The sequence below is a fragment of the Bradyrhizobium tropiciagri genome, assembly GCF_018130545.1.
GTDB classification, from domain to species: domain Bacteria; phylum Pseudomonadota; class Alphaproteobacteria; order Rhizobiales; family Xanthobacteraceae; genus Bradyrhizobium; species Bradyrhizobium tropiciagri_A.
On sequence record NZ_JAFCKF010000013.1, the window covers coordinates 26,643 to 45,353 of the forward strand.

Genomic DNA, 18,711 nt, shown 5'->3' on the forward strand with positions numbered 1-18,711 from the left:
ATCATGAGCCAGACCCGCACCACCCTCATCACCGGCGGCAATTCGGGGATCGGCGAGGCGCTGGCGAAGCAGCTCGTCGACGAAGGGCAGCGGGTCGTCTCAGTCGGGCTGGAGAAGCCCGTGTGGACGCATGATCTGCTCACCGCCTACCGCGCTGATCTGACCAGCATCGCGGAGACGCGCGCCATCGCCGAGGAGATCTGCCGCGATCACGCGATCGATTGCCTGGTGCACAATGCCGGCATCATCCTGCCGAACCTGCTGCCCGATGCGAAGCCGGAGGACATCCTGACGCTGGCGCAGCTGCATCTGGGCGCGCCGATGCTGCTGACCCAGGCGGCGATGGAGGGGATGCGGTCGCGGCGGTTCGGGCGGATCGTGTTCGTGAGCTCGCGCGCCGCGATGGGCGCGGCCACGCGCTCGGCCTATTCGGCGACCAAAGCCGGCGTGCATGGCATGGCGCGGACATGGGCGCTGGAGCTGGCCTCAAGCGGGATCACGGTGAACGTGGTCGCGCCGGGCCCGATCCTGACCGACAATTTCTGGGGCATCGTCCCCAAGGGCTCCGAGCAGCAGGCGAAGATGGCAGGCAACGTCCCGGTCGGACGGCTCGGCGCCCGCGAAGACGTCGCGCACGCGATCGGTTTCTTCCTCGACGAGCGCTCGGACTTCGTCACCGGCCAGGTGCTCTATGTCTGCGGCGGCACCAGCCTGGTCGGCCTCGGTCCCTGATCGCGAACCAATCAGATCTGGTTCTGGCGGATGTTCTCGACCATCTTGGCCAGCACGCGGGCACACACCTCGATCTCGTCGGGGTCGATGCCGACGGTCAGCCGGTCGTAATTGTTCTCCATGATCGGCCAGATCTTGCGCAGCAGCGCTTCGCCGTCCGGCGTCAATCCGACCACGCGGCGACGCTGGTCCTCCTCCGCGATCTCCCGCTTGACGAGGCCGGCTGTCACCATCGACTCCACCATGCGGCTCGCGGTCGACTGCTCGGTGACCGCCAGCACGGCGATCTCGTTGACGGTCAGGGTCTTGTAGATGAACAGCACCGACAACGTGCGGAACACGACGTTGTTGATGTTGTGCTCGCTGAGATCGCGGTTCTGATCCAGGTTCCAGCGATTGGCGAGCCGGTTGAACAGGTAGGGAATGTAGCTTTGCAGCTGGTCCCGCGTCCGCGGTGGACCGGATTTCCATCTGCTTCGGGAGTCTTTGGCCATTACTTCCTGCGACCCTGCTTCTTGCTTTCGCTGCCAAGTTTCGCGGAGAGCGACCGCAACATCGACAGCGCCGTCTCCAGCTCCCGGGCGGGGATGCCTTCGAGCCGTTCGCTGAGGTGCTTCTTATGCACGTCGGCGGCGGCCCTGAACAGGGCCTCGCCCTTCGGCGTCAGGCGGACGATGAACGAGCGGCGGTCCTCGCTCGACATCTCCTTGCTGATGAGATCATCGGCCAGCAGGCGCTGCACCAGTCCCGAGACGTTGCCGCCGGACACTTTCAGGTTCTGCGACAACTGCCCGAGCGCCAATCCGTCCCGGTAACGATCGAGCTGCGCCAGCACATCGAACTTGGCCAGCGACAGACCGAACTCCGAGCCCAGCATAGAATTCAGCGACGCAAAGAGTTCGCTATGCAGTGACAGCAGTTGCAGCCAAAGCCGGGTCTCGATCTGTCCGAAGACGGGAGCGATGCTCTCCTTGAGGGCCGACGACGTCATGCGAAGCTCTTGATGGTCTGGATCACGCCGTCGAGCTCCTTGCCGGCGCTGTCCTTCAGCGCGGCTTCCCGCAGCCGGCGCGCCCAGTCGGCGGCGTCGTCGCGCGGCGCGACCAGCTTGATCGCGGCCAGCGTCTTGTCGAATTTCGACAGGCCGCGGCTGTGCGTGTCGGAATAGCCTTTGACCAGGCGCCGGCATTGCAGGATCTCGACGCCCAACTGATAGTTCGTTCGGACGGCCTCCGTCGCGGCCTTGAGCCATTCGTCCCGGTGCGCGGTCTCGACGGCATGGCGCAGCGAGCGGCGGCGGATGCCGCGCAGTCCGCCGACGGCATAGAGCGCGACGAACCAGGGCAGCGAGTAGGTCTTGACCCGTCGTCCCTTGTTGACGCGACGATCGAGCCAGCCGAGCAGGCCCGGCTTGGCGCCAAGCCAGCGGGCAAATCCCGACGGCAGCGTGCCCATGACCTCTTCCATGCGGGGATGCATGAACTCGGTGGTCTGCAGCACTTGGCCCTCGGACAGTTCGAGCTCGCCCTCGATCCGCGCACGGCGGGCCGATCGGGTCTTGAGGTCGGCAACGCGGATGACGTCGTCATAGGTCATGGCGTTGGCGAGATATTTTGTCGCGGCCTGGGTGAAGGCAAAGTTGCGCTCGGCGCCACCGGAGCTGCGATCGGCGGCGTGGAGTTGGCCGAGGATGTCGAGATATTCGCCGCCATAGGCGACGTCCTGGAAATCGACCACCTTCTTCAGCCCGGCGCGCCCGATGGCCTGCGCGGCCGCGGGCAACTCGCGCGTCAGCCGGGCTGCGAGGCCGGCGAGACGGGGATCGAGAGCCGCCGGGGAGGGCGGCGCCTTGGCCATCTCCGATTGCGCGGGTGCGGTCGGCTCCGGAGACTTCGACTGCACCCGGTCATACGCAGCTTCGAACGCGCGGATACTGGCCTGCGCGCCCTTGTCGCCGGCGCGGATGACGTCGAGATAGCTGTCGTGGCTGAAGCCCAGCACGCCGGCGCCGGCGAGGGCGCCGAACATCGCGGCCGAGATCACGCTGCCGTTGGCGATCGCCAGCGCGTTCATGTCGAAGATGATCTCGGTCTTGGCGGCGATTCCGATGGCGCCGGTCACCGCGCCCTGGTCGGCGATGCCGTTGCCTGGTGCGATCTTCTCGCCGATCGCAAAGGTCCGGTGGTTGGATGCGATCAGCGTGGTGCGGTCCGGCGTCACCAGGCCGCGCAGGATCGAGCGGCCGGCTTCCATGAATTCCGCCGCCATCACCACGTCGACGTCGCCGGGAGTCGGCATCAGCGACAGGATCGGCTTGCGGCCATCGAGCGGCGGCATCGCCTCGATATAGTAGATCGTGGCGCCGGTGCGCTGGGCAACGCCGGGCACCGAGGTCGACTGCGCGACCCAGCCATGGTTCTCGGCGAGCTGGACGATCCAGTCGGTGAGGACGCCGCCGCCCTGGCCGCCCATCGCGACGATCGCGATCGAGATCGGCCGCTCGGTTGCATCACCTGCGGCGGGCAGCGCCAGCTTGACCGTTTCGTCTCTCATGCCGAAACTCTCATGCCCAGAGTCTCATGCCAAAGCTTCGAGCGCCGGGCGCCGGCGATCGCGCCGCCGTTGCAGCCAGCCGATCACGGCCATCGCGACCTTCGATTTGAACTTGTCCCAGCCGGTCGGATTGTGGATGACATCGGCGCGATAGAATGAGGGGCACAGCACGGCCGCTTCCGCGACCTCGCCGCAATTGCCGCAGCCGACGCAGGAATTGTCGATCGCCGCAACAGGATCGTCGCGCAGGGGATCATCGAGCTGCTTGACCGAGAGCGACGGGCAGCCGGAGAGACGGATACAGGCGTGGTCGCCGGTGCAGACATCCTCGTCGACGCCGAACCGTTCCTTGACGGTGCGGACGCCATCCTTGATCGCCTTGCCGACTAACGGCTTCACGCGGCGCTGCTTGTTCAGCATGCATTCGGAGGAGGCCACGATGACCTTCGGGCCTTGCTCCGTGGTGGTCAGCGCCTCCTTCAGCGTGTCGCGCATCCGGCCGACATCATAGGTGCGGTCGATCTGCCGGACCCATTGCCCGCCGATGCCCTTCACGGCCTGCACGATCGAGTTGTTGGTGTTGCGCCGCTTGCTCACCGCGCGCGACGACAGGATATCCTGACCGCCGGTCGCCGAGGTGTAGTAATTGTCGACGATGACGAACACGCCGTCATGCTTGTTGAAGACGGCGTTGCCGATGCCGCTGGTCAGCCCGTTGTGCCAGAAGCCGCCGTCGCCCATCACGGCGATCGAGCGCTTGTCGGCCTTGACGTTGAAGGCCGAGGTCGAGGCCGGGCCGAGGCCAAAGCCCATGGTCGTGGCGCCGATATTGAACGGCGGCAGGATCGAGAACAAATGACAGCCGATGTCGGCGGAGACGTGGTGCTCGCCGAGCTCGCTCTCGACCAGCTTCATGGCAGCAAAGATCGGCCGCTCCGGGCAGCCGGTGCAAAGGCCGGGCGGACGCGCCGGCACCACCTGCTTCAGCTTCTCGACTTCGGGATGGCTGAGCACGGCGCTCGCGTCCGGCGCGGGCGGCCGGTTGCCAAGCAGCCGCGGATCGGTCTTCTCGAGGAATTCGCGCACGCCGCCGAGCAGCACCTGCGCGGTATAGTCGCCGCCCATCGGCAGCACGTCCTTGCCGTGGACGCGCGCCTGGATATCCCGGCGGCGCAGCACCGTGTTGATCGCCTGCTCCAGATACTCCGGCTGGCCTTCTTCGACGATCAGAACCGCGTCCTTGTCGAGGCAGAACTCCGCGACCTCGGTGTCGATCACCGGGTAGGTGACGTTCATGATGTAGAGCGGGATCTGGGTGTTGCCATAGGCATCCGAAAGCCCGAGATATTGCAGCGCGCGGATGACGTTGTTGTACATCCCGCCTTGCATGATGATGCCGACCTTGCCCTGCTTCGGCCCCATCCATTCGTTCAGCTTGTTGTCCCGGACGAAGTTGATGGCCGCGGGCATCCGCGTCTTGATCTTCTCCTGCTCATGCTCGTAGGCCGCCGGCGGCAGCACGATGCGGCCGACGTCGCGCTTCGGATTGTTCAAGGCGTCCTTGATGGTGTGGGTCGGCTTGACATTGTCCTTGCAGGCAAAGCTGCCGTGCATGTGGCAGGCGCGGACGCGCACCTCCAGCATCACAGGGGTGTTCGAGACCTCCGAGAGTTCAAAACCCTTCTCGATCAGATTGACGATGCATTCATGGTCGGGACGCGGATCGAGCAGCCAGATCTGCGATTTCATCGCAAAGGCATGGGTGCGCTCCTGCATGATTGAGGAGCCTTCGCCGTAATCCTCACCGACGATGATCATGGTGCCGCCGGTGACGCCGCCGGAGGCGAGATTGGCCAGCGCATCGGAGGCGACGTTGGTGCCGACCGTCGACTTCCACGCGACCGCGCCGCGCAGCGGATACATCACGGAGGCCGACAGCATCGCGGCCGCGGCTGCTTCATTGGCGGAGCTCTGAAACACGACGCCGAGATCGTCGAGCACGTCCTTGGCGTCGGCCAGCACGTCCATCAGATGCGAGATCGGCGAGCCCTGATAACCGCCGACATAGGCGACGCCGGATTGCAGCAGCGCCTTGGTGATGGCGAGGATGCCTTCGCCGCGAAAGGTGTCGCCGTCGCCGAGCCGGAGATCCTCGACCTCGCGAGCAAAAGACCGTTCAGCCATTGCACCCTCCAGAAATATGCTATAGCATACGTTTACATGTAAAATAAGTCAACGCTGCGCCACGAGTATGAGCCGGCGACAGGGTAGGGCCAATGCTGAAGCTGCCGTGCTTTCGAGCCGCCCGCGCGAACCCTCGCCGTCGTCCTGGCGAGCCGGGACCCATCACCCCGAATGGTCATCGTCGAGTGATCCGGGGCCACGATCCCGTTTCACAGCGAATGCAGTGGTTATGGGTCCTGGCTTCGCCAGGACGACATCGGTGGATGTGGCGTCAGGACTGCATGAGCCAGGACGTCACGAGACAGGACGTTACGAAGTAAGACGTGGAGGACAGCATGGGCGAGAACGTCATCGGCCGGGCCAATGTCGAGGATACTCCGGAGCTCAAGGCCTACTACAAGGATCTCGAGAAGTTCGAAGCCGGCGCGCTGTGGACGGTCGCCAACAAGATCGAGCCGTGGCAGCCGCAGTCGGCGTCCATTCCGGTTCTCTGGCGCTACAGCGATTTGCGCGAGCACGTGCTGCGCTCGGTCGAGCTGGTCTCGCCGGAGAAGGCGGGCCGGCGGGTGATCTATCTCAACAATCCCGGTCGCCGCGACGTGTCGGCCGCGGTCGGCTGGCTCTATTCAGGTTTGCAGGTCATGCATCCCGGCGAGGTGGCGTCGGCCCATGCGCATTCGGCCTCGGCGCTGCGCTTCATCATGGAAGGGGCGGGCGCTTACACCATCGTCGATGGTCACAAGATGACGCTCGGCGCGCGGGACTTCGTGCTGACGCCGAACGGCACCTGGCACGAACATGGCGTCGAGGCCAACGGTTCGGTCTGCATCTGGCAGGACGGGCTCGACATTCCGCTGGTCAATGCGCTGGAGGCCAATTTCTTCGTCGTGCATCCGAAGATCCAGCAGGAGGAGTCCGGCTATCCCGTCGACGACATGACCAAGACCTGGGGCAATCCCGGTCTTCGGCCGGCGGGCTCGCGATGGTCGAACGGCTATTCGCCGATGTTCAAATATGAGTGGGAGCCGACCTACGAGTCGCTCGGGAAATACGCCGCCGCGACCGACGGATCGCCCTATGACGGCATCCTCATGAACTACGTCAACCCGATCACCGGCGGACATGTGATGCAGACCATCGGCGCCAGCATGCAGATGCTGCGGCCGGGCGAGAAGACCAGGTCGCACCGCCACACCGGAAGCTTCGTCTATCAGGTCGCCAAGGGCCAGGGCTATTCCGTGATCGGCGGCAAGCGGTTCGAATGGCAGGAGCGAGACATCTTTTGCGTTCCCTCCTGGGCCTGGCATGAGCACGGCAACGCCTCGGACAGCGAGGATGCCTGCCTGTTCTGCTTCAATGATCTGCCCGTCATCGAGGGGCTCGGCCTCTACCGGGAAGAGGCCTATGGCGACAATGCCGGCCATCAGCCGGTCGCGGCTTGACATCTCCTTGTAGAATCAACCCGAATAACCGGATCAAGCTTTCATGCGTCTTGTCACCTACACTCTGGGCTCCAGCGGCGCCCGTCTCGGGCTTGTCGTCGATGGATTGGTTATCGATGTCGAGCGGCTTGGTGCGTCACGCGGCCTGGTCTGGCCTGCCGATATGCTATCGCTCATCGATAACGCGGTCACGCTGCTCCCGGCGTTGAAGGATTGCATCGATAGCGCCAACGGGCGCCTGCCGGCCGGCGCCGCCGTTCCGATCGAGGATGTCAGGCTGCAAGCACCGATCCCGCGGCCGCGGAAAAACATCTTCGGAATCGGGCTGAACTATCGCGCGCATGTCGCGGAATCAGCCAAGAGCCTAGACACCGACAAGGATCTGCCGAAGCAGCCGGTGGTGTTCTCGAAGCCGCCGACTGCCGTGGTCGGGCCGGGCGCGGCGATCCAGCACAATGCCGGCATGACCCAGCAGCTCGACTGGGAGGTCGAGCTCGCCGTCATCATCGGCAAGACCGCGACCCGCATCCCGGTCGAGAAGGCGATGGATCACGTGTTCGGCTATTCCGTGATGATCGACATTTCCGCGCGCGACAATCGCCGCGCCGGGCAGTGGATCTTTTCCAAGGGCATGGACACCTACGCCCCGTTCGGCCCCTGCATCGTGACCGCGGACGAGATTGCCGATCCGCATGATCTCCGGCTCTGGCTGACCAAGAACGGCGTCATGAAGCAGGACTCCAACACCAGATACATGATCTTCGATATCCCAACCCTGATCGCCGACATTTCGTCCGGCATGACGCTCGAGCCGGGCGACATCATCGCGACCGGGACGCCGGAAGGCGTCGGCGCAGGCATGAGCCCGCAGGAATGGCTGTGGCCCGGCGACGTGGTCGAGGCCGGGGTCGATGGCGTCGGCGTCATCCGGCACCCGGTCGTTGCGATCTGATGACCTCGTTCTCGTTCGATCGCGAGCTGAGGTTCGGCGACTGCGATCCGTCGGGGATCGCCTATTTCCCGTCCTACCTCAACATCCTCAATGGCGTGGTCGAGGAGTTCTGGTCGACGATCGGGTTCTCCTGGCCGGAGCTGATCACGGTCCGCAAGATCGGGACCCCAACCGTGCATCTGACCTGCGACTTCTCACGGCCGTCGAAGTTCGGCGATCTCCTCAGCTTTGCGCTCGGGATCACCAAGGTGGGCGGTTCGTCGCTCCATCTGGCTCATATCGTATCAGGCGCAGATGGCGTGCGTTGGCGTGCGCGCCAGATCCTTGCCGCAACGTCGTTGGTCGATCATCACGCGATCCCGTGGCCCGATGACGTCCGCGCGGCGCTGATGTCGCATCTCCAGGCAGACGAGGAGGCGACGGCATCATGATCTCGCTGTTCATGACGTTCTCCGATCCAAAGGCCGAGCGGCGAATTCACGCGGACGATGTTGCGGCTGCTTCTGCCATCGTGGGATCGATCCCGGGGATGGCCGAAGGCCTGCTGTTCACGCCGCTGGAGCAATCGGTCGATCATCCCTACAAGGCCGACGGGGTCGGGCCGGTGTTTGCGCTGCAATTGCGTTTTCCGAACCTGTTTGCGTGCGAGGCCGCGATAGATCGCGGCGACATGCTCGCAGGTCTTGCGGCAGGTCGCGGACTGCCGAGCCTTGCCAGATTGGACGTGACGCATCAGGCGATGGTGACGCGTGTGTTTCCGGTCGACGACGCCACGCATGCGGGCGGCACGGTTACGCCGTGCAGCTACCTCGTGCATTACCCCGGGCCGGCCGAGGACATGAACGCCTGGAACTTGCATTACCTGGCGCATCATCCGTCGATCATGAGGACCTTCCCCGGCGTCCGCCAGATCGAGATCTATACGCGGATCGATTGGGTTGACCGGCTGCCGTCGCAGCGGGTCGAGTACATGCAGCGCAACAGGCTGATGTTCGACAGCCCGCAAGCCCTTGCGCGCGCACTGAGCTCCGACGTCATCAAGCAGATGCGCGCCGACTTCGTCCAGTTTCCGCCGTTCGCCGGCGGCAACAAGCATTTTCCGATGTTGACCAGGATCGTCCCGGCCAGAGGAGGTGGGTGAGGGCGGAACGCCGCGATGATGGCATTGTGCCGCTGAGTTGCCCGACGGCGCAAGCTAGTTCTGAGAATCAGCAGGCATTGTGCCGGCTCGCCAAGTCGCTGATATTGCGGTGGCGGGCTACTGTGCATGGGGTTGTTTTCGATGTTTTTTGTTGGGCAGCTCGCCGGACCGACCCAAACCGGCTTCAGTGTCCGCCGAGATAGGCCGTGATCAGCCGGGGATCGTGGATCAGATCCTTGGCCGGGCCGGACTGCACGATCTCGCCGGTCTCCAGCACGTAGCCATAGTCTGCGGTCTCGAGCGCGGCACGGGCGTTCTGCTCGACCAGCAGGATCGACACGCCGAGGTCGCGCAACGACGCGATGGTGCGGAAGATCTCGCGCACGATCAGCGGCGCTAGGCCGAGGCTGGGCTCGTCGAGCATCAGCAGCGCGGGCTTGGCCATCAGCGCGCGCCCGAGCGCGAGCATCTGGCGTTCGCCGCCGGAGAGCGTGCCGGCGGCCTGGCGTTGTCGCTCCCGCAGCCGGGGAAAGCGATCATAGACCTCGTCCAGCGTCTTCTGGACGCCGGAGCGATCACGCAGGCTGTAGGAGCCGAGCAGAAGATTATCGGCAACCGACATGTCGGAGAACAGCTCGCGTTTCTCCGGAACCAGGCAGAGCCTGCGCTCTACGCGATCCTCGACAGACATTTTCCGGATGTCGCTGCCGCGGAACACCATGCTGCCGCGCGATGCGAGCAGCCCGATGGCGGCCATCAGCAAGGTGGTCTTGCCGGCGCCGTTTGGACCGATCACGGTGACGATCTGTCCCTCGTCGACCGCGAGCGAGACGTTGCGGACCGCTTCGACATTGTCGTAGCAGACGGTCACGTCGGTCATGGAGAGCATCTGGCTCACGCGACGCCTCCGAGATAGGCCTCTTGCACCCGCTCATCGCTGCGGATCGCGCTCGGGACGCCCTCGCAAAGCTTGGAGCCGAAGTCGAGCACCACGATGCGATCGACCAGCGACATCACGAACTCCATGTCGTGCTCGACGATCAGGATGGTCAGGTGATCCGCCCGCAGCGCGCGGAGCAGCTCCGCCAGTCGCAGCTTTTCCTGACGGCGCAGGCCCGCTGCCGGCTCGTCCAGCACCAGCAGCGCGGGATCCGCGGCGAGTGCGCGCGCGATCTCCAGGATGCGCTGGTTGCCGAGCGGAAGATTGCCGGCGAGCTCGAACGGCTTGTCGCCGAGTCCGACGCGCTCGAGCTGCATCAGCGCCTCGTGCCGGGCGCTGGCTTCCTCGCGCTGATTGAGGCGAAAGGCACCGGCGAGCAGGCCGCTGCTGGTGCGACCGTAGGTGCCGAGCATGACGTTCTCCAGCAGGCTCATGCGCGGCCGCAGCTTGACATGCTGGAAGGTCCTGGCGACGCCCGCCTTGGCGATGCGGGATTGCGGATCGCGCGCGATCGAGCGTCCGGCGAAGACGATCTCGCCCTTGTTGACCCGCAGCGCGCCGGTCAGGCAGTTGAACATCGTGCTCTTGCCGGCGCCGTTCGGACCGATCACGGCGAGGATCTCGCCCGACCTCACCTCGAAGCTGACATTGTTGACCGCGACGAGGCCGCCGAACCGGCGCTCGGCGCCATCGACCTTCAGAAGCAGCTCGCCCGGTGTCGGCTGCGGACGGCGCGGCAGCGGCGGCGCCGGCTGCGGCCGCTCGCGCCTGATCTTCGGCAGATAGCGCGCGATGGAGGGCACGATGCCCTGCCGCGCCCATTGCAGGAACAGGATGAACAGCGCGGAGAAGGCGACGATCTCGAGCTGCCCGGAGGCGCCCTTGGCGATCAGCGGCAGATAGTCCTGCACGCTGTTCTTGAGCAAGGTCACGATGGCGGCGCCGACGACACCGCCGAGCAGGCTGCCGGCGCCGCCGACCATCGTCATCATCAGATATTCGATGCCCATGCTGGCATCGAACGGACCCGGGCTGATGAAGCGGCTCATATGCGCGTAAAGCCAGCCGGACAGCGAGGCCAGGAACGCCGCGATCACGAATGTCACGAGCTTGATCCGGAAGGCGTTGATGCCGAGGCTCTCGACCAGCGTATTGCCGCCGCGCAGCGCCCGCATGGCGCGGCCGAGCCGCGAGTCCAGGAGATTGTAGCCGAGCAGGAGCACCAAAGCGACGATGCCCCAGATCAGATAGTAGATCTGGGCGCTGGAGACGAGCGCGAGCGAACCAAGATGGATCGGCGGGATCGATGAGATGCCGTTGAAGCGGCCGAGCCCCTCGACATTGCCGAACAGGAAGCCGATCGCAAGGCCCCACGCCACGGTTGAGAGCGAGAGGAAATGGCCCTGAAGGCGCAGGGTGACGACGCCGAGGATCGCCGCGACGCCGCAGGTCAGCACCACCCCGAACAGCAGGCCGAGCCAGGGCGATTGCCCGTTCAGCGCGGAGACCCACGCCGTCGCATAGGCCGCGACGCCGACGAACGCGGCCTGTCCGAACGACACGATGCCGCCGACGCCGGTGAGCAGCGCAAGGCCGATGGCGACCAGTGAATAGATGCCGATATAGTTCATCAGCGTGACGCTGAACGGGCTCAGCACGGCGGGCGCGAGTGCGAGGCACACCACTGCCGCTGCCGCCGCGAGCCGAACATGAAAGCGCGTCATTCCTCGATCTCCTCCTCGGAATGCAGCGAGGCGAGGGATCGCCAGATCAGAATCGGGATCAGCAGCGAAAACACGATGACGTCTTTCAGCGCACTGCTCTGGAACGATGCGAAGCTTTCGAGAATACCGACTCCGACCGCGCCGATCGCCGCGCCGGGATAGCTGGTCATGCCGCCGACGATCGCGCCGACGAACGCCTTGAGCCCGATCAGGAAGCCGGAATCGTAGAACACGGTATTCACCGGCGCGATCAGGATGCCGGACACGCCGGCCATCAGGGAACCCAGCAGGTAGGCGATGGTGCCGGCCCGCGCCGGCCGGATTCCCATCAACCGCGAGCCGGTGCGGTTCACCGCCGTGGCGCGGAGCGATTTTCCGACCAGCGTGAAATCGAAGAACAGATAGAGCAGGCCGCTGAAGACCAGCGCGGCAATCACGATCAGCATGGTCTGGCCCGAGATCAGGACGCCGGCGAATTCGGTCGAGAATGACGTCAGCGGCTCTGTGCGGACGCCTTCGGGGCCGAAGAACAGCAGGCCGAGACCGACCAGCGCGAAATGCAGCGCCACGGAGACCGTCAGCAGCAGCAGCACCGTGCCGTCGGCGATCGGGCGGAACACGATCCGGTCAAGCAGCGGGGCGATCGGCGTGATCAGCATCAGCGCCAGCACGAGCCGGACCGCGAGCGGCGGATCCATCCGCATGGCAAGCCAGGCGATGCCGACCACCGCCAGGGGAATGGCAAGATAGAACAGCAGCGCGCGCGGCAGCAGGCGCACCTCGCCGTTGCGAATGAGCGAGATGATCTCGATCAGGGTCGCAAGGCAGGCCAGCGCCACGACCAGCGCGCCCGTTCCCGGAAAGCGCTTGGCATCGAGCGCCGCAAGGGTGAGCGCGGTGAAGGCGGCGATGTCGCCGAACGGAATGAAGATGACCCGCGTCACCGTGAAGATGAGCACGGTTCCGATCGCCACCAGCGCGTAGACCGCACCGGTGGCGATCCCGTCGATCGCAAGGATGGCTGCGATATCGCTCGTCATTGAGACGCCGTTCCCCCGTCCTGATCGCCTGCCGTCTTCTGTCTATGGCGCGTATTTCCAGGCACCGCCGGTCAGGCGGACCACGACCAAGGAGCGCTCGTCGACGCCGGTCACCGCGCCGGGCTTGAAGTTGTAGACGGCATGCACGCCGGCGAGCTCCTTGGTGCTGAGGATGGCGTCGCGCAGCGCGGTGCGGAATTCCGGCGTGCCGGGCTTTGCGGTCTTCAGTGCTCGCTCGGCAGCGTTGGCAAAGATCAGCCAGGCATCGAACGAGTAGGCGGAGAACCCGTCGGTGGTCGGCATGTTGTGGGTCTTCTGGTAGACCGCGCGGAAGTCGAGCGCGATCTTCTTGGCAAAGTGGTCGTCCGGCAGCTGTTCGGCCACGATCACCGGGCCGGCCGAGACCTGAATGCCTTCGGCGGCCTTGCCGCCGACCGTGACGAAGTCCGGATTGATCAGCGCCACGGTGCCGTAGGTGTTGCCCTTGAAGCCGCGCTCGGCGAGCGTGATCAGCGGCAGCGCGCCCTGCGTGCCGGAGCCGCCGATCAGCACCGCATCGGGACGGGCAGCCATGACCTTGAGGATCTGCGCGGTCACCGAGGTGTCGGTGCGGGCATAGCGCTCGTTGGTCTGGACTTTGATGTCGTCGGCGGCCTCGGCGGCTTTGGCCCCGTTGTAGACGAGGTCGCCCCACGCATCGGAGAAGCCGACATAGCCGATGTTCTTCATGCCGTCGCGCTTCATCCGGTCGGCGACGATCTTGACCAGCAGCGAAGCCGGCTGCGGCACCGAGACGACCCATTGCTCCGGCGAGTCCGGGAGCTTGCCGATCGGCGAGATCGCGATCATCGGCACCTTCAATTCGCTGGCGACGGCAGCCATCGCGATGCTCGAGGGCGCCGTTGCGGTGCCGATCAGCAAATCGACCTTCTCTTCTTCGACGAGCTTGCGCGCGTTGCGCGTCGCAGCCGACGGGTCGGAGCCGTCGTCGAGCTGGATCAGGCGGATGGTCTCGCCGTTGATGGTCTTCTTGTATTCATAGGCGGCATTGATGCCGCGCCCATAGGGGATGCCGATCGACGCGCCGTTGCCGCTCAGCGAGGTGACGAAGCCGATCGTGATGTCGGCCTGCGCAGCCGGTGCCGCGAAGATGCCGGCGACGAGTGCGAGTAAGCCCAGAGTCCTCTGCCGCATTTGCGTTGTCCTCCAATGATGCTGGGTATGAATGTCTGGCAGCCGGGCGGGGCGCCCGAACTGCGAACGAACCGACTGAAGGCATTGTTGCAGCGCCAGACGCCGGGCGCGGCGGAAACAAGTTCGCTCGGCCGGGCGTCAGCGGCCATGGCAAAGCATGCCGCTCGAATGGCGGGCCGGTCCTTGGCAACCGGCGAGAATATGTCGAGGCGAACGCGGACCAATGCTGCAGCCGCGATGCGCGGCCGGCGATGCTGCTGGCGGCCATCTAGGCCCGACGATCGTCCACGCGATTGAGTTTCTCAAAATCGGTGCCCTGCAACATCATCGTCATGGCCGCCGACTGCGGCCGGCGACTGATTACTTAAAGCCTAAAGTATTCTCCGTGGCGCCGTCAACACGTGTCACCGGGCTGTCAGAAAAAAATGTTGTTGCATACAATTTCGTCGGGTCGCGCCATTTCCCTCACTTCTTTGCGCCACGAAATCGACCTCCTCGTCGCGCGAGAGGGGTGACCCCGGCTGGCTCCGCCGCCCGCATTTGACGCGTCAATTAGTTTATGGTTGAAATATATCCATCGGCGGGCCGACGGCCGATGCTCCTGTCACCGTTCGAGGAGAAGGGGATGCGCATCTTCTGGCAGAGTTTCGTCGATGCGAGCGTGAACGCGCCCTATATGGCGCGGCTGTCGGAGTACCTGAACAATATCGCCGCGCCCGGCACGACGGTTCACGTCGAGGGCATTTCGCCGCCGGATCGGGAGTTCGGCCGGCTTGCCGAACTGCGCTGCGCGGTTCAGGCGATCGACAACGGCATCGCGGCCGAAGAGGGCGGCTTCGATGCTTTCGTGATGGGCCACTTCCAGGATCCGGGGCTCTACGAGCTGCGCTCGACGCTCGACATTCCCGTGATCGGAACCGGCGAGGCGACGTTGCTTGCGGCGTCGCAGCTCGGCCGCCGCCTCGGCCTCGTCACGCTCGATACCGTCTTCGAGGTCTGGCACTACGAGCAGGCCGAACGCTACGGCCTCGCCGATCGCGTCGTCCACGTCACGGGCCTCGGTTGCAAGCCGGAGGATTTCGCAAGTGCGTTCGCCGGCGATGAGGCGGCCCATGCCCGGATGATCGAGGATTTCATGAGCAGCGCCCTGCAGCTGGTCGAGCGCGGTGCCGACGTGGTGATCCCGGCCGGCGTGTTGCCGGGCCTGTTGATCGGGCGGGAGCACGGCCTGAAGGTCGGGCACGCGCCGGTCGTGAACTGCGCCGCGGTGGCGTTGAAGAGCGCCGAGATGTGGGTGCAGCTCAGGCGGCTCAACGGCACCGAGCCAAGCCGCGGACCGAGCTTCAAGCGTGCCAGTGCGTTGGCACGTGACGACTTCCGCGCGATGCTCGCGCGCAACAAGCGTTAGCACCCAAACAGCCGATCGATTCCGGAGAGCCAGACGTGATGAGACCCGAGAAGGTGCCCCTGTTCGAATGCTATCCGTGGCACTATCGACGTGAGGTTGACGGTGATCTGACGCAGGCAAGCAAGGCAGGCGGTTGGTGACAAACTCGCTGCGCACACCCTATGACGGCATCGTGATGGCCGCCCCCGTCACGATCCCCTATGCGCGCTATTCGATCGAGAGCGCGCAGTGGTGGATTGGCCGTGCGCTGAGTGCGGTCGTCGCAAAAGCCGGTATCAAGGCGTCCGACATCGACGGCCTGTGCGTCTCCAGCTTTACCATGGGGAATGACAGCGGGATTGGACTGACGCAGCATTTCGGGCTGTGCGTCAGATGGCTCGACACCATTCCGCTCGGCGGTGCCAGCGCCATTGCGGCGCTGCGGAAGGCGGCGCGCGCGGTGCAGGCCCATGATGCCGACATCGTGGCGTGCGTGGCCGGCGATACCAACCATGTCGATTCCTTCCGCCTGACGCTCGAGAATTTCTCGCGCTTCAACCAGGACGCGGTCTATCCCTATGGCGCGGGCGGCGCCAATGCGAGCTTCGCGCTGATTGCGCGCAACTACATGCGGACCTTCGGCGTCACCCGCGAGGATGTCGGCAGGATCGCGGTCGCCCAGCGCGCCAACGCGCTGCGCAACCCGCATGCGCTGATGAAGACGCCGCTGACGATCGAGCAATATCTGGCGGCCCGCCCGATATCCGATCCGATCCATCTGTTCGATTGCGTCATGCCCTGCGCCGGTGCCGAGGCCTTCCTGGTGATGCGGGACGAGACCGCAACATCGCTTGGCTTGCCCGCGGCGCGATTGCTGTCGACGATCGAGCGGCACAATGCCTTCGCCGACGATTCGATGCAGCTGCGCGGCGGCTGGGCGATGGATATCGGCGAGCTCTATGCAATGGCCGGCGTGAAGCCCGACGATCTCGACATCGTGCAGACCTATGATGATTATCCGGTCATCACGATGATGCAGTTCGAGGATCTCGGCTTCTGCGCTAAGGGCGAGGGCGCGGCCTTCGTTCGCCAGCACGACCTGACGATCGAGGGCGACTTCCCGCACAATACCTCGGGCGGCCAGCTCTCTGCAGGGCAAGCCGGCGCCGCCGGTGCCTATCTCGGGCTCGTCGAAGGACTGCGGCAGGTGCTGGGAGAAGCTGGCCCAACACAGGTGAAGAATGCAAAACTCGGTTTGGCCGCGGGTTTCGGTATGATCAACTATGACCGTGGCCTGGCCTCCGGCGCCGCGATCTTTGCGGGGCCTGCGCGATGATCGATCCGGTTCAACCACCCCGACGCAAGAACCCGCTGCTGCGGACGCGGCTTCCCGCATCGCCGCCGCGGCCGCGCAGCCGGACATCGCACGGCTTCACGCGGGCCGCTGCCGAAGGACGCTTCATGCTGCAGCGCTGCGAGGCCTGCGGCGCCTTCGCCTATCCGGCGCGCGAGGCATGCCCGGCCTGTCTGTCGGCCGGTCTTGCGTTCGTCGATGCGCCGCGCCGCGGTGCACTGCTGGCTGAGACTACGGCGCGGGTGCCGAGCGACGTCTATTTCCGGGAGCGGGCGCCCTGGCGCATTGGTCTCGTCAAGATGGATTGCGGTCCGACGATGGTGGCGCATCTGCATGCGGACTGTGTCGAAGGCGCGCCCGTCGTGATGTCGTTTCAGCTCGACAAGAGCGGTCAGGCGGTGGCCTTTGCCCGACCCGAGGGGGAGACTCCCAACATGGCAGACGACAGGCAGTGGCGGGAAATGACGGCCGATCCGAAGTTCCGGCGGGTGCTGGTGACCAACGGCCGCAGCGTGATCGGCCAGGAGGCGGTCGCGGCGCTGAAGGCTGCGGGCGCGAAGACGGTGTTCGTCGGCGTTGCCGAACCGTGGCGGCCGTTTGCCGGCGAGCAGCTGCTGCGCGGTCAACAAGGGATCGAAGTCGTGACGCTCGACGCGTCCGATGAAAAGTCGACGGCTGATCTCGCGGCCGACATCGGCGGCAAGGTCGATATCCTCGTCAACACCACGGAATATGTGCGGCCCGGCGGCCTGCTCGACCGCAGGGGTACGAGCATCGCGCGCGACGAGATCGACCAGGCCTATCTCGGCTTTATCAACCTCGCGCAGGCCTTCGGTCCTGCCATGCGAATGCGCGGTGCCGATGGCGTCAGCAGCAGCGCCGCCTGGGTCAATATCCTGTCGGTCCATGCGCTGGCGAACTGGCCTGCTTTCGGCGCCTACTCGGCGTCGCAAGCCGCCTGCCTGTCGCTGTCACATTGTCTTCGCGCAGAGCTCAGGCCCGGCGGCGTCAAGCTGCTGAACCTGTTCACCGGGCCGGTCGACACCGAGTGGTTCCAGACCGTGCCGCCGCCCAAGGTCGCGCCGCGCGCGGTCGCGCAGGCGATCGTGTCCGGGCTCAAGGGCGGGCTTGAAGAGATGTATGTCGGGGACGTCGCCGAGGAAATCAGGCAGCGTCTTGCGGTCAATCCGAAAGCGCTCGAGCGCGAGCTCGACAGATAAGATCAGGATTTCTATCAAGCGGGAGGACGTCACAATGCAAGGCAAGAATCTCCTGGAGCTGGCTGGTGCGATCGCGTCCGGCGCGGTGCGCGTCGTCGATCTGACCTTCACGCTCGGTCCGGATTTCCCGGTCATCGTGCTGCCGCCGGAATTTGGCCAGGCGGCTCCGGTGCGGATCCAGGAGATTTCGCGCTATGACGGCCGCGGTCCGGCTTGGTACTGGAACAATGTGACGTTTGGCGAGCACACCGGCACGCATTTCGACGCGCCGATTCACTGGTTCACCGGCAAGGACCTGCCGAATAATTCCGTCGACACGATGCCTGCCAAGGACATGATCGCGCCGGCATGCGTGATCGACTGCTCGGCGGGAGCGGCGCAGGATCCGGACTTCCTGCTCACGGTCCCGCTCGTCGAGGCCTGGGAGGCGAAGCACGGACGGATCCCCGAGCGGCATTGGGTCCTGCTGCGCACCGACTGGTCGAAGAAGGGCTGGCGCGACTACTCCAACCTCAGGGATGACGGTGCGCACACGCCGGGCCCGAATGCGGCCGTGATGAAATGGCTGGTGGAGGAGCGCGGCATCATCGGCTTCGGCACCGAGACGATCGGCACCGACGCGGGCCAGGCCGGCCATTTCGAGCCGCCTTATCCGGCCCATCACTTCCTGCATGGCGCTGGCCGCTATGGTCTTCAGTGTCTCTGCAACCTCGATCAGCTTCCCGCCACGGGCGCTGTCATCGTGGCTTCGCCCTTGAAGATCCAGAACGGCTCCGGCAGCCCGCTGCGGGTGATCGCGTTGGTCTCGGCGAGCTGAAGCGAGCGGATGGCGCTTGCCCGACAGAAGA

17 protein-coding genes are annotated in these 18,711 nt (G+C 65.1%); 9 read left to right on the plus strand and 8 right to left on the minus strand.

From position 1 onward, the window contains the following. Positions 1 to 3 precede the first annotated feature (3 nt). Positions 4 to 732 (plus strand): SDR family NAD(P)-dependent oxidoreductase, encoded by a 729-nt coding sequence (locus JQ616_RS37230; RefSeq protein WP_212023158.1) that lies wholly within the window; start codon positions 4 to 6, stop codon positions 730 to 732. Positions 733 to 743: 11 nt separating this feature from the next. Here JQ616_RS37230 and JQ616_RS37235 read toward each other — a convergent pair whose 3' ends face one another. Genes JQ616_RS37235 through JQ616_RS37250 form a run of 4 tightly spaced genes read right to left on the minus strand, consistent with a single transcriptional unit; the run spans position 744 to position 5,469 of the window. After that, the gene (locus tag JQ616_RS37235) at positions 744 to 1,226 is read right to left on the minus strand and encodes a MarR family winged helix-turn-helix transcriptional regulator (RefSeq protein WP_212023159.1); all 483 of its coding nucleotides are present in this window, start codon (positions 1,224 to 1,226) and stop codon (positions 744 to 746) included. Then, entirely contained in the window at positions 1,226 to 1,723 is a 498-nt protein-coding gene (locus JQ616_RS37240) for a MarR family winged helix-turn-helix transcriptional regulator (RefSeq protein ID WP_212023160.1), read from the minus strand. The genes JQ616_RS37235 and JQ616_RS37240 overlap by 1 nt, the downstream gene beginning before the upstream one ends. Continuing rightward, positions 1,720 to 3,285, minus strand: a complete 1,566-nt coding sequence (locus JQ616_RS37245; RefSeq protein WP_212023161.1) for an indolepyruvate oxidoreductase subunit beta family protein — start codon at positions 3,283 to 3,285, stop codon at positions 1,720 to 1,722. Before JQ616_RS37245 ends, JQ616_RS37240 begins: the two co-directional genes overlap by 4 nt. A 24-nt stretch (positions 3,286 to 3,309) precedes the next feature. Beyond that, positions 3,310 to 5,469: an indolepyruvate ferredoxin oxidoreductase subunit alpha gene (locus JQ616_RS37250; protein ID WP_212023162.1), complete on the minus strand. Its 2,160-nt coding sequence runs from the start codon at positions 5,467 to 5,469 to the stop codon at positions 3,310 to 3,312. A gap of 335 nt (positions 5,470 to 5,804) precedes the next feature. Between JQ616_RS37250 and JQ616_RS37255 the strand changes: the two genes are divergently transcribed. The 4 genes from JQ616_RS37255 to JQ616_RS37270 are packed head-to-tail and all read left to right on the plus strand — an operon-like array spanning position 5,805 to position 9,004. Then, on the plus strand, positions 5,805 to 6,911 hold the full coding sequence (locus JQ616_RS37255) for a cupin domain-containing protein (RefSeq protein WP_212023163.1): 1,107 nt from the start codon (positions 5,805 to 5,807) through the stop codon (positions 6,909 to 6,911). 43 nt (positions 6,912 to 6,954) lie between these two features. Next, a complete protein-coding gene (locus JQ616_RS37260; RefSeq protein ID WP_212023164.1) occupies positions 6,955 to 7,863 on the plus strand; it encodes a fumarylacetoacetate hydrolase family protein in 909 nt (302 codons plus the stop codon). Beyond that, complete coding sequence (locus JQ616_RS37265) at positions 7,863 to 8,294, plus strand: acyl-CoA thioesterase (RefSeq protein ID WP_212023165.1); 432 nt, start codon at positions 7,863 to 7,865, stop codon at positions 8,292 to 8,294. The genes JQ616_RS37260 and JQ616_RS37265 overlap by 1 nt, the downstream gene beginning before the upstream one ends. Next, positions 8,291 to 9,004, plus strand: coding sequence for an EthD family reductase (locus tag JQ616_RS37270; protein ID WP_212023166.1), 714 nt, complete (start codon positions 8,291 to 8,293; stop codon positions 9,002 to 9,004). Before JQ616_RS37265 ends, JQ616_RS37270 begins: the two co-directional genes overlap by 4 nt. Before the next feature lie 184 nt (positions 9,005 to 9,188). Here the strand turns inward: JQ616_RS37270 and JQ616_RS37275 are convergent, their stop codons facing one another. Genes JQ616_RS37275 through JQ616_RS37290 form a run of 4 tightly spaced genes read right to left on the minus strand, consistent with a single transcriptional unit; the run spans position 9,189 to position 13,902 of the window. After that, on the minus strand, positions 9,189 to 9,902 hold the full coding sequence (locus JQ616_RS37275; RefSeq protein ID WP_212023167.1) for an ABC transporter ATP-binding protein: 714 nt from the start codon (positions 9,900 to 9,902) through the stop codon (positions 9,189 to 9,191). Continuing rightward, positions 9,899 to 11,668, minus strand: coding sequence for a branched-chain amino acid ABC transporter ATP-binding protein/permease (locus tag JQ616_RS37280; protein ID WP_212023168.1), 1,770 nt, complete (start codon positions 11,666 to 11,668; stop codon positions 9,899 to 9,901). The genes JQ616_RS37275 and JQ616_RS37280 overlap by 4 nt, the downstream gene beginning before the upstream one ends. Next, positions 11,665 to 12,708 carry a branched-chain amino acid ABC transporter permease gene (locus tag JQ616_RS37285; RefSeq protein ID WP_212023169.1) on the minus strand — a complete coding sequence of 348 codons (1,044 nt, stop codon included), beginning with the start codon at positions 12,706 to 12,708 and terminating at the stop codon, positions 11,665 to 11,667. Before JQ616_RS37285 ends, JQ616_RS37280 begins: the two co-directional genes overlap by 4 nt. A 42-nt stretch (positions 12,709 to 12,750) precedes the next feature. Continuing rightward, entirely contained in the window at positions 12,751 to 13,902 is a 1,152-nt protein-coding gene (locus tag JQ616_RS37290) for an ABC transporter substrate-binding protein (RefSeq protein ID WP_212023170.1), read from the minus strand. A gap of 625 nt (positions 13,903 to 14,527) precedes the next feature. Here JQ616_RS37290 and JQ616_RS37295 point away from each other — a divergent pair. From JQ616_RS37295 to JQ616_RS37310, 4 genes are all read left to right on the plus strand, one after another. Beyond that, complete coding sequence (locus JQ616_RS37295) at positions 14,528 to 15,310, plus strand: aspartate/glutamate racemase family protein (RefSeq protein WP_212023171.1); 783 nt, start codon at positions 14,528 to 14,530, stop codon at positions 15,308 to 15,310. A gap of 136 nt (positions 15,311 to 15,446) precedes the next feature. Then, positions 15,447 to 16,625, plus strand: coding sequence for a thiolase family protein (locus JQ616_RS37300; protein WP_212023172.1), 1,179 nt, complete (start codon positions 15,447 to 15,449; stop codon positions 16,623 to 16,625). Next, positions 16,622 to 17,863: an SDR family NAD(P)-dependent oxidoreductase gene (locus tag JQ616_RS37305; protein WP_212023173.1), complete on the plus strand. Its 1,242-nt coding sequence runs from the start codon at positions 16,622 to 16,624 to the stop codon at positions 17,861 to 17,863. Before JQ616_RS37300 ends, JQ616_RS37305 begins: the two co-directional genes overlap by 4 nt. 34 nt (positions 17,864 to 17,897) lie before the next feature. Then, a complete protein-coding gene (locus JQ616_RS37310) occupies positions 17,898 to 18,680 on the plus strand; it encodes a cyclase family protein (RefSeq protein WP_212023174.1) in 783 nt (260 codons plus the stop codon). The last annotated feature ends 31 nt before the right edge of the window (positions 18,681 to 18,711 follow it).